At 50.2% G+C, this 14,094-nt stretch carries 15 protein-coding genes; 14 read left to right on the forward strand and 1 reads right to left on the reverse strand.

Annotated elements, in window-relative coordinates:
- Nucleotides 1–6: 6 nt before the first annotated feature.
- The 4 genes from J3482_RS04690 (at nucleotide 7) to J3482_RS04705 (ending at nucleotide 3,283) form a co-directional block, all read left to right on the forward strand.
- Nucleotides 7–969 carry a DODA-type extradiol aromatic ring-opening family dioxygenase gene (locus J3482_RS04690; protein ID WP_206922120.1) on the forward strand — a complete coding sequence of 321 codons (963 nt, stop codon included), beginning with the start codon at nucleotides 7–9 and terminating at the stop codon, nucleotides 967–969.
- 30 nt (nucleotides 970–999) lie between these two features.
- Complete coding sequence (locus tag J3482_RS04695) at nucleotides 1,000–1,824, forward strand: alpha/beta fold hydrolase (RefSeq protein ID WP_206922121.1); 825 nt, start codon at nucleotides 1,000–1,002, stop codon at nucleotides 1,822–1,824.
- Nucleotides 1,825–1,886: 62 nt separating this feature from the next.
- Entirely contained in the window at nucleotides 1,887–2,606 is a 720-nt protein-coding gene (locus J3482_RS04700) for a PIG-L deacetylase family protein (RefSeq protein WP_146822173.1), read from the forward strand.
- Nucleotides 2,603–3,283 (forward strand): 4-carboxy-4-hydroxy-2-oxoadipate aldolase/oxaloacetate decarboxylase, encoded by a 681-nt coding sequence (locus J3482_RS04705; RefSeq protein ID WP_146822172.1) that lies wholly within the window; start codon nucleotides 2,603–2,605, stop codon nucleotides 3,281–3,283. The genes J3482_RS04700 and J3482_RS04705 overlap by 4 nt, the downstream gene beginning before the upstream one ends.
- A gap of 416 nt (nucleotides 3,284–3,699) precedes the next feature.
- On the opposite strand, the gene J3482_RS04710 is transcribed toward J3482_RS04705, so the two are convergent.
- The gene (locus J3482_RS04710; protein WP_146822171.1) at nucleotides 3,700–4,335 is read right to left on the reverse strand and encodes a GntR family transcriptional regulator; all 636 of its coding nucleotides are present in this window, start codon (nucleotides 4,333–4,335) and stop codon (nucleotides 3,700–3,702) included.
- Between the two features lie 405 nt (nucleotides 4,336–4,740).
- Between J3482_RS04710 and J3482_RS04715 the strand changes: the two genes are divergently transcribed.
- The 10 genes from J3482_RS04715 (at nucleotide 4,741) to J3482_RS04760 (ending at nucleotide 14,023) form a co-directional block, all read left to right on the forward strand.
- Nucleotides 4,741–5,541, forward strand: coding sequence for an ABC transporter ATP-binding protein (locus J3482_RS04715; protein WP_328702656.1), 801 nt, complete (start codon nucleotides 4,741–4,743; stop codon nucleotides 5,539–5,541).
- A 2-nt stretch (nucleotides 5,542–5,543) separates the two neighbouring features.
- Nucleotides 5,544–6,593, forward strand: a complete 1,050-nt coding sequence (locus tag J3482_RS04720) for an aliphatic sulfonate ABC transporter substrate-binding protein (protein WP_236017896.1) — start codon at nucleotides 5,544–5,546, stop codon at nucleotides 6,591–6,593.
- A gap of 85 nt (nucleotides 6,594–6,678) precedes the next feature.
- Nucleotides 6,679–7,458 (forward strand): ABC transporter permease, encoded by a 780-nt coding sequence (locus J3482_RS04725; protein ID WP_206922156.1) that lies wholly within the window; start codon nucleotides 6,679–6,681, stop codon nucleotides 7,456–7,458.
- A gap of 9 nt (nucleotides 7,459–7,467) precedes the next feature.
- Nucleotides 7,468–8,778 (forward strand): LLM class flavin-dependent oxidoreductase, encoded by a 1,311-nt coding sequence (locus tag J3482_RS04730; protein WP_438938572.1) that lies wholly within the window; start codon nucleotides 7,468–7,470, stop codon nucleotides 8,776–8,778.
- Nucleotides 8,779–9,023: 245 nt separating this feature from the next.
- Complete coding sequence (locus J3482_RS04735; RefSeq protein ID WP_206916707.1) at nucleotides 9,024–9,767, forward strand: GntR family transcriptional regulator; 744 nt, start codon at nucleotides 9,024–9,026, stop codon at nucleotides 9,765–9,767.
- Nucleotides 9,768–9,964: 197 nt separating this feature from the next.
- The gene (locus J3482_RS04740) at nucleotides 9,965–11,026 is read left to right on the forward strand and encodes a sulfate ABC transporter substrate-binding protein (RefSeq protein ID WP_206916705.1); all 1,062 of its coding nucleotides are present in this window, start codon (nucleotides 9,965–9,967) and stop codon (nucleotides 11,024–11,026) included.
- A complete protein-coding gene (cysT, locus tag J3482_RS04745; protein ID WP_206916704.1) occupies nucleotides 11,023–11,868 on the forward strand; it encodes a sulfate ABC transporter permease subunit CysT in 846 nt (281 codons plus the stop codon). Before J3482_RS04740 ends, cysT begins: the two co-directional genes overlap by 4 nt.
- Before the next feature lie 4 nt (nucleotides 11,869–11,872).
- Nucleotides 11,873–12,670, forward strand: a complete 798-nt coding sequence (locus J3482_RS04750) for a sulfate ABC transporter permease (RefSeq protein ID WP_206916702.1) — start codon at nucleotides 11,873–11,875, stop codon at nucleotides 12,668–12,670.
- Complete coding sequence (locus tag J3482_RS04755) at nucleotides 12,667–13,755, forward strand: ABC transporter ATP-binding protein (protein ID WP_206922122.1); 1,089 nt, start codon at nucleotides 12,667–12,669, stop codon at nucleotides 13,753–13,755. Before J3482_RS04750 ends, J3482_RS04755 begins: the two co-directional genes overlap by 4 nt.
- 76 nt (nucleotides 13,756–13,831) lie before the next feature.
- Complete coding sequence (locus J3482_RS04760) at nucleotides 13,832–14,023, forward strand: YezD family protein (RefSeq protein ID WP_021296687.1); 192 nt, start codon at nucleotides 13,832–13,834, stop codon at nucleotides 14,021–14,023.
- The last annotated feature ends 71 nt before the right edge of the window (nucleotides 14,024–14,094 follow it).

Genomic DNA, 14,094 nt, shown 5'->3' on the forward strand with positions numbered 1-14,094 from the left:
GACATAGTGGCGAACATTGTGTTGGGGATAGGCTCATCGCACAGCCCTCAAGTGAGTAGTCCAGCAGATGTGTGGCCTATGCACGTCGAGCGAGACAAAATCTACCTTGGTGATACCTTTCAACAACGGGAGCGAGAAATTGCCGCGACGATACAGGAACAGTTGAAGCCTGAAGTGTGGCAAAAGAAATATGAGGCATGTCAAGTGGCCGTCGAACATCTCAATCAGGTGATTCAGGATGTAGATCCGGATATTATCGTGGTGGTTGGCGATGACCAGGAGGAGTTGTTCTGGGATGATGTGAAGCCGACCTTTGGCGTGTTTTGGGGCTCAGAGTTGAAGGACCTCCCACACCCTCCTGAAAAGGAGCACCCGTCACTCAGACCCGTGCTTTGGGCATGGCACACGACCGACAAAACAGATCACTACCCGGTACAAAGTGATTTGGCCCACCATATTCTCGAATGCATGATGACCGAGGGATTCGATGTTGCGCAGAGTAAATCTCAACTGGCGGAGCGTTCGTTAGGTCATGCGTACACGTTTGTGCGGCGACGTTTGGTGACGCACCGCGTCATTCCGATGGTTCCTGTGTTTGTCAATTGCTTCTACCCGCCGAATCAGCCGACTCCTGCGCGTTGTTATGAGTTAGGCCGCGCACTTCGCCGGGCGATTGAATCGTGGGGTGAAGACAAGCGGGTGGCTGTAATCGGCTCCGGTGGACTTAGCCATTTTACTTTGGATGAGAAATTGGATGAACTCGTGATTGAAGGGCTCAAAAATAAAAATGCGGAGTTTTTGAAAACGCTACCAAGGGAGCGGCTGCAAGGGGCCTCTGGAGAAATTTTGAACTGGGTTGTGGCGGCAGGCGCATTGGAACACCTGGATGTAAATTATTTGGAATATGTCTCCGGTTATCGTTCCCCAGCTGGGACCGGCGTCGGCATGACGTTTGCTGTATGGCAGTAGATCATCGAGTTACACGAGGGAGGTGGGGCTTTGGAGAATTGCGCGACGATTCGTGAACGGAAAATCACCTTGAGTCATGGAACGACGCATTATTTGGAATCTGGGCAGGGAGAGCCAGTGATTCTGCTGCACGGAGTTGGCTTTTTTAGCGGTGGAGATTACTGGATTGCCAACATGGCTGACTTGAGCCGCCAGTATCATGTATTTGCCCCTGATTTTGTGGGGTGGGGAAATGGCGATAGGCTGGATGTTGAATATTCCTTCGCTTATCTCGTCGATTTTGTGCGAGAGTTTCAAGATGCTATTGGCGTAGCCACTGCGCATATTGTTGGGCACTCAATGGGCGGGTGGGTGACCGCACTGCTCGGATATGAAAGCCCCAATCGTGTGGAGACGCTGACGTTAGTCGGAAGTGGTGGCATGTCTACGCGCACACTCTCGACGATGACCGCGTTTGTGCCGCCCACGCGCGATGCGATTTTGGCACACATCAAGGAAACGATGCACGCGGACGGGGTGAGTCAGGTAGAGCTGGCGGATAGCTGGTATCAGCGCACGCAGTTGCCAGGCGCCGTTGAATCGTACCAGAAGATTTTGAACCATATGAACAACCCCGTGCACCGGGCAAGGTACCATTTACGTCGTCGGTTGCCCTACATTCAACGACCCACCCTGATTATCTGGGGGGAAGACGACAAGGTGAACGACCTTAGTATGGGGAAAGAAATGCAGTCGCTTATACCCGATTCGGAATTGGTCATAATACCAGGCGGTCATTTTTGCCCGAGTGAAACGCCCAAACAGTTTAACACACAGTTGATTCAATTTTTACACAGGCATCCGCAACGCATTTGAGTGCGTGTTGGCACTATTAGAGGTGTGGGCGGAGAAGATTTACGATAAAGGGGGAGCCAGAGATGGCCGATACGAATAAGACCATTACGGTTGTTAGTGCACATTCCGCAGATTTTGTTTGGCGTGCAGGAGGTGCCATTGCATTATATCACGATCTCGGTTATCGCGTTCGCGTCCTCTGCTTATCGTATGGGGAGCGCGGTGAGTCCGCCCGTCTGTGGAAGGATGGGAAGACGCTGGATGAAATCAAGCAAATTCGACGCGCGGAGGCTCAGCGCGCAGCCGAAATTCTAGGCGCTGAAGTGCGCTTCTTGGATGCAGGGGACTATCCGCTGGAAGTGACGAAGGACCTGCAAGATGCACTCGTACAGGAATTTCGGGCGTATCGACCAGAGTTGATTCTGACGCATTCTCTGACGGATCCGTACAATGCAGATCATCCTCGCACCACCGAATTGGTCATGGAGTGTCGCATTTTGGCGCAAGCACATGGTTATCCTTCGGATTTACCCGTGATTGGTGCACCGCAGGTTTATTTGTTTGAACCTCACCAACCGGAACAGTGCAATTTTCAGGTGGATGTCCTGTTGGATATTACCTCTGTATTTGAGCGCAAGCGTCAAGCGATGGAATGTATGGAGGCACAAGAACATTTGTGGGAGTACTACACGGATGTGGCGAAGCGCCGAGGGGTACAGGCAGGGCGCAATAGCGGATCAAGTATCCAATACGGGGAAGCGTACCAACGGATATATCCGTATGTTGGGAAGGTGTTTGCATGAGTTCGGTGATTGTCACCCACATCGAGCGGGCAGATTCGGATGATGTACAGGCGCTAAGCGCCTTTGGCGTGGCTACGGTGCACGAGGCAATGGGTCGAAGAGGGTTGATGAATCCATACCTTCGGCCTATCTATGACGATGCAAAAGTCTGTGGTACGGCGGTAACGGTTTCCTGTCACCCAGGTGACAATTTGATGATTCACGCCGCCATGGAGGTTTGCCGGCCTGGGGATGTCCTAGTGGTTACGGTGACTTCGGCGTCGACGGATGGTATGTTTGGCGAGTTACTCGGGGTGTCGGCGCGCGCGCAGGGGGCACAGGGGTTGATTATTGACGCTGGCGTGCGGGATACGGTTGAACTGACTGAAATGAGATTTCCCGTGTGGGCAAAAGCCATCTCGGCGAAGGGGACGGTCAAGGCGACGGCGGGATCAGTCAATATTCCCGTGGTTTGCGCGGGGTGTATCGTAAACCCAGGCGATGTTATTGTCGGCGATAGAGATGGCGTCGTGGTGGTACCGAAGGCTGAAGCAGCACAGGTTGCACAGGCTGCGCAGGCGCGTACGGACAAAGAGGCAAACGTCAGAAATCGTTTGGCGCAAGGGGAATTGGGGTTGGATATTTACGGACTGCGGGAAAAGCTCAAAGCGTTGAACGTCAACTATGTTTCCAATTGAGGTTCGACAGGAAATTTCGATTTTTCATAGGGTTATCCGATTGATTTGAGCGGATGTCGCCATTGATGGCTGTCTGCAATTTGGGGTTGTGGACAGTCGTCTATGGGGGGCATCCGTTGTTATGCGTTGGGCTTTTGCCAGAAGGAACTGGGTGCGCGTTGGCGGATGCGATAGAGGCCTTAGACCTTAGGATAGCGGATGAACAATGAAAAGCCACTGATGAGGTCATTGCCAAAGCGGACGGTTTGGTATCAAATATGTCATCGCCGGACAGCGAACCTGTCACTGCATAGTCAGTGCATGTGTGTACCCCCTGAGAAATCGCTGCGCAGGGATTTCCCAGGGTAGGTGATGAGGTCTATGTGTATTTCAACTTGCGCCATGCACGAGCGAAGTTTTTTGTGCAGGTGTGCAGATCAATACAATCCTTGCTTCGGCATTTTCCGCAGCGTCTCTGTGACGCTCGTCATGTGTTTTTGCATCGCTTCACCAGCGGCAACTGGATCTTTGGCGCATACGGCGTCAACAATACCTTGATGTTCTGCAAGAGAGACATCTGTCCGACCTGGCATCAAAGATGCGCGAAACTGATAACGCACAATTTGGGCCCGCAAGTTCACAATCATCCGTTTCGCCGTTTCATGTCCTGCGATGTCGTACAATCGTTTGTGCAATGTGCGGTTCAACTGGGAGTATTGCGACAGATCTGCGTTCGCTTGAGCTTTAGTCATTTGGTCGATGATGGCGCGCAGTTCATCCATTTGTTGCGCGGTGACACGCTCTGCTGCCTTTTGTGCAACTAAAACCTCTAACAATGCGCGTACTTCTGTGATTTCAATCGCCTCTTCCAGGCTAATGGCGCGTACACGAGCTCCGCGGTTCGGCTCACGCACGACCAGGTATTCCTTTTCTAGCTCGGCTAGCGCCATGCGCACCGCTGCCCGCCCGACTTGGTATTTGGCTATCAAATCTGCCTCAATCAATCGCTCATTCGGCAGGAACTCACCATTGAGAATGGCATCCCGAATGCGATCTACGACGTCGTATTGCACGCTTTGCTTGGTGTTGGTGTCCAGATGCAGCCCCTCCTTCTTACAGATCTAATATAGCGAAATCAATTTGTGATTTCCAAACAAAATCGCATGAAATATTGTTGACATAATCGTTCAGGAGTAACGCATCAAATGTTCAAAAAATTATTGACAGAATAATGTTTGGATGATATGGTAATCACACTAATCCGATAAGGATTATGGAATGACAATTTCGCTACTGTTGATTGAAACCGACCAGGCATCTGGAGGTCCCGTGCGACTCAACATGGAGTCCATTGGGGCCTTTTTGTGTGACCGCAAAGGAGGGGGGTGACAGTAATTTCGTTCCAATCGAGCGGCCCAATACGGAAAGTCGTTATTCACTGAATCATCAATCAATTTTAAGGATGTGGGGGGAAGACTGTGTCTGCAATAGAGGAGCTTGTCATTCGCGATTTAAGTAAAACATTTATCTCGTCACAAGGTGCGCTCAGCGTGTTACGGGATATTGACATGCAAATTCCCCAAGGGGAATTTGTTACGGTCATCGGTCCGAGTGGATGCGGCAAGAGCACACTTCTCAAGATTATCGCAGGGCTCGATGCTCAACATGAAGGGGATGTGACGCTCGACGGGGAACCCGTGCGCGCGTCAGGTGTTGACAAGGGATTTATCTTTCAGGAACATCGGTTATTTCCGTGGCTTACGGTCGAAGAGAATATCGCTGCGAACTTGTCACTGAAACATCGCGAGGTCAGAGATAAAGTCGATAAGATGATTCATTTAGTCCATATGGACGGTTTTGCAAAGACCTACCCCCGTCAATTGTCGGGTGGCATGGCACAACGGGTGGCGATTGCGCGGGCGTTTATTCGTGATCCAAAAGTTCTCTTGATGGATGAACCTTTTGGGGCATTAGACGCGTTTACGCGAGCGCACATGCAAGAAGTGTTATTAGATGTGTGGCTTCAGAATCAGACAACCGTCATTTTGGTGACACATGACATCGACGAAGCGGTTGTACTCGCACAGCGGGTGGTCGTGATGAGTGCGAAACCTGGGACTATCCGGACCATTGTACCCATCGATTTGCCATACCCGCGAAAGCGTTCGAGCACGGCGTTTCTCGAATTGCGTCGCGAGGTGCTTAATCAGTTGGAGGCGCACATGATGGAAGCACACGCCGTCATCTCTGCGCCTTTAAACGATGAAGGGGGTCAATGAGGATGGCCGGAAGATGGGCTGTGAATAAATGGGCGTGCGGCGTTGCGGCGCTGTTGATGACAGGGGTTGTCGCTGGGTGTGGCGTGAGTACAGGACCGACGAACACAAGTCTCAAGGGTGGGCAGAATGAGGCAAAGCCGACGTCCGCGGATGCGGGCGTCACGGTGAATATTGGGACACAGTCCTTGATGGGTCCGATGTACCTGGCGGAAAAGAAAGGGTGGTTTGAACAGGCGTTTGCTCGTGTCGGAGCAAAAGTGAAGTGGGTACAGTTCACCAGTGGACCTCCGTTTTTTCCAGCCATTGCTTCCAATCATATCGATTTTGGTCAAGTGGGGAATACGCCCGTACTGGTTGGGCAAGCGGCGAATGTGAATTTTACGGAGATTGCGGTGGATAGTAGCGGTAAAAACGGGGATGCCCTACTCGTGCCAAAGGGCAGCCCATTGCACAGTTTGCAAGATTTAAAAGGTAAAAAAGTAGCAGTCGCGCAAGGGAGTTCCGCTTATAACCTGCTATATAAAGCACTCGCAAAGGCTGGACTCACCACTTCAGACATTCACATTGTTCAATTGCAGCCGAATGAGGCACAGCCAGCCTTTGAGTCGCACGCAGTAGATGCTTGGGCGACATGGGATCCCTACATTACGGAGGAAGTTTCCTTACATGGCGCCGAGGAACTCGCAACCGAGCAATCCTTAGCGTCGGCTGATCCGGGATTTACGATTGTCCGGAGCAAGTTTGCGCAACAACACCCCGATTTGGTTGTACGATTTCTCCAAGTTTATCAGCAGGCACTTGATTATCAAAAAGCGCACATGGATGAGGCCATACAGCTCTACGCAAATTCCACGCATCTGAGTCCATCCGTCATTCGGCAAATGCTCGAGAATGAAGACGATGAAAACGCCCCAGTCACCGATGAAGTGGTAAAGGAACAGCAACAAACCGCAGATTTTCTCTATCAGCAAGGGGCGCTGAATACCAAATTGGACGTTTCGAAAGTCGTAGATAACCAATATATCGAGCAAGTCGCGAAGCAAAGTCCGTAGTGAGGAGGGATATCTGGTGCATCCAATTCACGTGGAAACAGCGAAGGATATTCAAAATGTGAACCGCCGTACGAGCGTAACGCCGATGGCTATCGCTCACGTCGGGAGGAAACGGCTGCCCTTTGTCGGGTCATATTTGCCTATCGTCGTGCTTGTGATTTGGCAGGCGGTATGTAGTCTACAACTTGTGATACCCGCCATTCTCCCGTCACCGCTGGAAATCGCAGTCGCCTTCTGGCAATTGACTCGCTCCGGAGTATTGATTTCGGACTTGAAGATAAGCCTCATTCGGGTGGTCTTCGGGTTCTTGCTCGGAGCAGGTTTAGGTCTTGTCACAGGGGCATTTGCTGGTCTGTACAAACGCTTTGAAGATGTTGTCGATCCCTCTGTACAAATGCTGAGAACCGTTCCTCATCTCGCGATTACACCGCTCTTCATCCTATGGCTTGGCCTTGGCGAATGGTCAAAGGACGTGCTCATTGCCACAGGTGCGTTTTTCCCAATGTATATGAATACGTTCATGGGTATCCGCAGCGTTGACGCAAAACTCTTTGAGGTGGCTAGGGTGTTGCAATTTAACCGGGTTCAGCAATTCACGAAACTGATGTTGCCCGCTGCCTTGCCAAATGTGCTGCTAGGGTTGAGATTGGCGATTGGCGTGTCGTGGCTAGGATTAGTGGTTGCTGAGATGCTCGGATCAAGTTCTGGCGTCGGTTACTTAATTTTAAATGCACAACAGTTTTCGCAAACGGATGTCGTCTTTGTCGGCTTGATTATCTTTGCTTTGATAGGGAAGCTTTCGGATTCATTCGTCCGTTTGCTGGAGCGGAGACTTCTTCGTTGGCGCGACAATTATATAGGGTGAAGGGGAGAGATGGGCATGACGACTGAAAGACAAATGCACCTGAATTTGTTCTTGACACCGTTTGGTCATCACGAGTCAGCGTGGCGTCACCCTGCGACGAACGTCGACAACTCACTAGATTTTCGTCATTACCGTCGGCTCGCTGAACTTGCGGAAAATGCAAAATTTGATTCTATCTTTTTGGCTGATCGGTTGTCGACGTCGCCCCAGGCTGTGGTACATGGGGCTGTGGCGGGATTTGAACCGCTGACATTGCTCTCAGCGTTGGCCGTGGTGACTAGCCGCATTGGACTCATCGGCACCGTTTCAACGACATTTAATGAACCGTTTAATTTAGCGAGAAGATTGGCCTCTCTCGACCATCTGAGCCACGGGCGGGCCGGATGGAACATTGTCACTTCCGGGACGGATGCGGAAGCCCAGAACTTTGGCTACGATGCGATTCTGACACATGCGAAACGCTATGAACGCGCAACGGAATTCGTTGATGTGGCCACTCAGCTGTGGGACAGTTGGACCGAACGCGCGTTAATACGCGATCAGGAATCAGGTGTTTTTGTGGATGCCACTCAGGTGCGCGAACTCAATTATCGTGGCGAGCACTATTCGGTGCGCGGTCCCTTAAATATCCCTCGTTCACCACAAGGAAGACCGCTTTTGGTACAGGCTGGCTCATCCGAAGATGGCAAGGCGTTCGCGGCACGATATGCGGAGGCCGTCTTTACGGCACAACAGTCGTTTGCGGATGCCAAGGCGTTTTACACAGATCTCAAAGCGCGGGTTCGACGGGCTGGGCGTGATCTTGAAGGTGTCAAAGTACTCCCAGGCGTGTGCACGGTGATAGGGGCCACAGAATCGGAGGCGCGGGAAAAGGAGGAGGCTTTACACGCTTTGACCACACCGGAACACAGTCTGCATCAGTTGTCTAACCGCGTCGGCTATGATTTGTCTGGATGCTCGCTGGATGAACCGCTCCCGGACTTTGTCAATCCTCAGCATGTAGAAGGACATCGCAGTCGAACCCAGTTGATTGTCGATATGGCTCGTTCGGAACAGTTGACCATTCGACAGTTGCTACTTCGGTTGGCTGGCGGGCGTGGACATAAGACCATTGCCGGAACACCGACTCAAATAGCGGATTATATGGAGGCCTGGTTCGTCGAAGGCGCAGCGGATGGGTTTAACGTAATGCCTCAGTTGATGGCTGGGGGGTTAGAGGATTTTGTCGAATACGTGGTTCCTGAGCTACAGCGGCGCGGTTTGTTTCGAACGGAGTACACGGGTACCACACTTCGTGAGCACTATGGGCTGGAAATGTAGTCTCATGGCCACTTGGAGGTTGGTTCATATATACATTTTAGCTCACGAACGTTCTGGTTCGTGAGTTTTTTGATGGGCCGTGAAATACTCAGTGGCGAGTGCTGAAGAGATGAACCGTGGGCCCCCAAAGAAAAATATATAATTCCGATGAGTTTTATTGTACATTTGTGTTATTGGTTATTGTCATGACGTGTTATAACCATTTCAGTTTATTTAAATCGTTTGCCTAGGGATGGCGAAGCAGTATGAAGACGAGTGTACCTTTATATCATCAGTTGAAAAGTGATTTGATTCATGATCTTCAAAGGAATCGTTGGCATCCAGGTGAACGAATTCCATCAGAAGCCGAGTTGGCGAAGGAACATGGCGTGAGTCGCATAACGGTTCGGCAAGCACTGTCCGATTTGGTGTCTATGGGGTACCTGGAAAGACGTCAGGGTGTTGGAACATTTGTTACAAAGTCGGCGCGAAATACACAGGCTGTTTCGAGACTGCAGGGCTTTGCGGAAGAGCTTCGGTTGGCTGGAAATGATGTGGATGTATATGTTAAGAGCATTGAGACAGTTGGTTGTTCCGAAAAGATTGCGATTCAGCTCAATGTTGAAGAGGGTACCAGTGTCGTGAAAATCTGTCGCATTGCCTCGGTATCGGAGGTACCCATTTTTCGGGAAATGTCGTATCTCTTAGTCCCGAGGAATGTGACGTTTGACGAACTGAAAGAGCAGTCTCAATTTCACAACCACATCTATGGTTTTTTCGAGCAGCATGGTGTGAAAATTGCGCATGGTAGCCAGAAAATTTCCGCCGAGCGCTCGACCTATGACGACGTACAAGAACTAGGCGCCGGCCTGGACGAGCCGATTTTGGTTATCCGTCGCGTGACTTCGGATGATACTGGGACGCCGGTTGAGTTTTCCGAGGTACGCTATCCATCCAGTCGTTATCAATATCATATCAATCTGACGCGTACTGGTGGCCCCATCCATTAAATTCTACAATCAAGAAGGTTAGCAGCCCTTGTGGCTGTTTTTTATTGAACTTGTTATGACATCATATAAACCCGATTTTATTTATCGGGTTTATATGTGTTTGTCGTTGACTCACCGTTCAAGCCTCCATATAGTGTTTGTCAGAAGACGAACAAAGTCTATGGATATAGTCGGTTTTGATTGGGGCTGAAAATTGAATGAAAAAACTTGGGGTCATCGGTGTTGCACTGGTTGGTACGCTTTGCACTGTCGGATGTGGTACGGAACATAGCGGTTCGGCAAGCACATCATCAGCGGTCAATGCATCGAGTGCGGGATTGGGTTCTTCGAGTACTGGAAAGACCGTGACACTCAATTTTGGCTCATATAGTGTGACGCAAAATGTGTATGAAAATCAGTTGTTTCCTGCCTTCCAAAAATATTGGAAGCAAAAAACCGGGCAAACGGTGAAATTTAACGCTTCGTTTCAAGGTTCCGGTTCTGAGGCACAAGCGATTGCGAATGGCTTGCCGGCAGATGTAGCAGCCCTTTCGTTGGAGGCGGATATCGATAAGATTCAGCAGGCAGGCCTGATCACACACAATTGGAAAGATACGCCTACGGGGGGCATGGTAACTGACTCAGTGGTAGCGATAGGGGTGCGCAAAGGCAACCCCAAGCACATTGAGACGTGGGCTGACCTTGCAAAACCTGGGGTTGTGGTTGATTTACCAAATCCATCGTCATCCGGTGGAGCGAAGTGGGATATCAACGCTATCTACTATTCAACGCTTCGGCATGGGAATGCTGCTCAAGCCAAGTCATTGCTTGAGTCTATTTTGAAAAATGTTGAATCTCTAGATAAGTCAGGGGAAGCTTCGATGACCACCTTTACCAACGGAACAGGGGATGCGGTCGTCAGCTATGAAAACGAGATATTGGAATCGAGTCACAATCTGAAATCTTTTTCTGAAGTGCTTCCAAGCTCGACCATGTTGATTGAAAACCCGATTGCCGTCGTCGACAAAAATGTAGATGCCGATGGTACACGTCAAGTGGCGGAGGCTTTTGTCAATTGGTTGGAGGGTCCAACTGCACAGAAGATATTCATGGAGGCGGGATTCCGTCCAGTGATTCCACAGTTACAGGCACAGTCGAAAAAGCAATTTAAGACGCCGTCCGACCTATTTACCGTCAAGCAATTAGGGGGTTGGTCGACCATCAATAACACACTCTATTCTAGCAATGGAATTTGGACTCAGGTGCTTGAGAGCAGATGATTCGGCAGATACGCGCGCGACTCGCTTTTATCACCATATCAGGGTACCTGTTGTTATTGATAGTCCTGCCGACTGGGGCGATTTTTACACAGGCTTTTTCACACGGTGCAGACAAGTTTCTGAGTGCAATCACGCAACCTATTGGCCTTGCTGCACTGGGATTGACCGTGCGAATGGCGCTGTTCACTGCAGTAATCAACGGGATTACAGGCACCATTGTGGCCTTTGTGCTCGTCCGGTTTCGGTTGCCCGGGAGGCGGTTGCTTAACGCCATTGTGGATTTGCCATTTGCCATCCCGACGACAGTGAGTGGATTGATGCTGATTTTCCTATATGGGCCTACTTCTCCTTTGGGAGCGTGGCTAGCGGCACACGGCGTTAAAATCATCTATTCTCCACTCGCTATTTTATTGGCAATGGTCATTGTGACATTCCCTTATACCATCCGTTCTGTACAACCCCTCTTGGAAGAGTTAGATCCTCGGATGGAGGAAGCGGCATGGACATTGGGAGCACAGCAGACGAGAGTCTTTCGTAGTATTTTGCTACCTGTGATGTGGCCGGGTATCACCACTGGTTGTTCTCTATGCTTCAGTCGTGCGCTTTCCGAGTTTGGAGCGGTGGTGATGGTCGCTGGGAACATCCCCATGCATACGCAAGTCTCGGCGTATTATCTGTACGGCTTGCTTGAGAACTATGATTCACAGGGCGCGGCAAGTGTATCTGTCGTATTGCTTGCTATCTCGTTTTTCGCACTGTTGTATCAATTGTTTGCCACGAGGCGATTCACCAGAAATCAGAACAAACGAGTACGGCTTAGAGAGTTGGAGCTAGGGAGGTAACACGGTGCGAAAAATTGGACTATATGGGTTTGTTTATGTATGGTTCGCGATTCTCATTGTTCTCCCAGTGCTCGGCCTAATCGTTGGTGCGTTTCGGGATGGGGCAGGTGCGTTTGTCCGACAGCTTGCGAACCCTGAAGCGTTATTTTCCCTTAAATTGACGTTCGAGATTACCGGTCTCACCGTAGTCATTAATGGGGTATTTGGTGTTCTCGCCGCACTTGTCATCGCGAGACGTCATGCGCGTGGGTGGCAGGTGATAAACGCCATTGTAGATTTGCCATTTGCCGTTTCTCCAGTGATTGCGGGTCTCGCGCTCATTTTGGTTTATGGTCCAAGAACGTGGATTGGGGGGGTGTTCGCATCTGCGCATATAAAAATCATTTATGCGATGCCTGGTATGGTGCTTGCGACGCTGTTTGTTACATTTCCGTTTGTCGTCCGGGAATTGGTACCTGTTCTACGTGAAAAGGGCTTTGCCCAAGAGGAGGCCGCGGTGACGCTTGGCGCATCTGCATGGACGACATTTTGGCGCGTTACACTGCCCGGAATGAAATGGAGTCTAGCGTATGGACTAGTGCTTACGCTAGCTAGGGCACTCGGCGAATTTGGTGCTGTACTGGTGGTCTCGGGTGCTGTGATTATGTTGACGCAATCCGCCACACTATACGTTTATCAAGAGACCGTCAATAGCGACTTACAGGCGGCATATGCGGTTTCACTCGTTCTGGCGGCGACCTCCTTCGTCATTTTGATGATTCTGCAGTTGATTAAAAAAAGGCAAGGGAGGCATCTCGTATGAGTATTGAACTGCGACGCATCGCAAAGTCGTACACCGGAGAGGCGCTCGCGCTGGACGGTGTCAGTTTGCAGGTAAAGGAGGGTGAGATGATAGGGTTTCTTGGGCCGAGTGGAAGTGGAAAGACCACACTTTTGCGAATCATCGCCGGGCTCGAGAAGCAGTCTGCCGGTGAAGTGCTGATTGGAGGAAAGGTGGTTGACGGGCTGCCTCCTCAAAAGCGTAAGGTGGGTGTCGTCTTTCAAAATTATGCGTTGTTTAAACATATGACTGTGTATGAAAACATCGCGTTTGGTTTGAAGGTACAAAAGCAAAGTAAGAAGCACATTCATATGCGGGTTATGGAATTGTTGCAATACGTTCGCTTGGAAGGACTAGAAAATCGGTATCCCCAACAATTGTCTGGTGGTCAGGCACAACGTGTGGCCCTCGCTAGAGCGCTTGCTCCGAAACCCAAGATTTTATTGTTAGATGAACCGTTTGCTGCGATAGATACAAAAGTTCGGCGGGAACTTCGGCAATGGGTGCGTGACGTCCATGACGATATCGGCATTACGAGTATTTTTGTGACGCATGATCAAGAAGAGGCACTGGAAATTGCCGATAGGGTGCTCGTCATGAATCGTGGGAAAATCGAACAATTTGGAACGCCAAAAGAGGTGTATGAAGCGCCGAACAGCTTGTTTGTTGCCAATTTTGTCGGCGAAGCCAACCACATTTATGGGAAGACGGTAGATCATCGCGTTGCAATTGGAGAGATATCTGTCGATGTACCGGATAAACCCGATGGGACGAACGTGCATGTTGTCATTCGCCCAAAGGATATTAGAATTCGCGAGATTATGTCCGATGATGATGTCACAGGCGAGATCGTCCGCGTGTCTTACAAGGGTGATTTTTATGGCGTCGACATCGCAACGAATGAGCTACGGCTCCATGTTTATGTGCCGAAAGAACAAGATTACCTGCTTGAAATCGGGCGAAACGTAGCTTATGAGCTGACGGATTTCAAATTGTTTGAAGAACGACCCATGTCTACCGAGTCAGAAGTAAATCCGTACCACATTGAGATACGCAAGTCGAGCTAGACCCGATACCGATAGGTGCCTGTGTCGGAATCATGATTCGCTGATTGTGAACTACCTGTATGGGGGGACTATCACCATGAAACAGCGTAGCACGTTGCCGGACGATGTGATTCAGCGTATTCTGCGTGCTCTGGACGGGTTGGAATATGGTTCAGTCAATATCACGGTTCATGGAGCACAGGTTACGCAAATTGACCGGGTTGAAAAACAAAGGTTTCCTCTGACATCCCACAATGAACGAGTGGATGGGGAAAGAAGGCGTCCGTGATTTCACGAGATTTGGGACGTTCAAGATGGTAATGAAATTCACTTGTGTCCATTTTTCGATTCTTCTTTCAT

The organism is Alicyclobacillus suci (assembly GCF_017329615.1).
GTDB lineage: Bacteria > Bacillota > Bacilli > Alicyclobacillales > Alicyclobacillaceae > Alicyclobacillus > Alicyclobacillus suci.

Excerpts from the sequence above, each read along its gene's own strand:
- J3482_RS04700 (WP_146822173.1), top strand. The coding sequence starts at position 1,887 with ATGGCCGATACGAATAAGACCATTACGGTTGTTAGTGCACATTCCGCA.
- J3482_RS04705 (WP_146822172.1), top strand. The coding sequence starts at position 2,603 with ATGAGTTCGGTGATTGTCACCCACATCGAGCGGGCAGATTCGGATGAT.
- J3482_RS04720 (WP_236017896.1), top strand. The coding sequence starts at position 5,544 with ATGGCCGGAAGATGGGCTGTGAATAAATGGGCGTGCGGCGTTGCGGCG.
- J3482_RS04725 (WP_206922156.1), top strand. The coding sequence starts at position 6,679 with ATGGCTATCGCTCACGTCGGGAGGAAACGGCTGCCCTTTGTCGGGTCA.
- J3482_RS04730 (WP_438938572.1), top strand. The coding sequence starts at position 7,468 with ATGGGCATGACGACTGAAAGACAAATGCACCTGAATTTGTTCTTGACA.
- J3482_RS04735 (WP_206916707.1), top strand. The coding sequence starts at position 9,024 with ATGAAGACGAGTGTACCTTTATATCATCAGTTGAAAAGTGATTTGATT.
- J3482_RS04740 (WP_206916705.1), top strand. The coding sequence starts at position 9,965 with ATGAAAAAACTTGGGGTCATCGGTGTTGCACTGGTTGGTACGCTTTGC.
- cysT (WP_206916704.1), top strand. The coding sequence starts at position 11,023 with ATGATTCGGCAGATACGCGCGCGACTCGCTTTTATCACCATATCAGGG.
- J3482_RS04755 (WP_206922122.1), top strand. The coding sequence starts at position 12,667 with ATGAGTATTGAACTGCGACGCATCGCAAAGTCGTACACCGGAGAGGCG.
- J3482_RS04760 (WP_021296687.1), top strand. The coding sequence starts at position 13,832 with ATGAAACAGCGTAGCACGTTGCCGGACGATGTGATTCAGCGTATTCTG.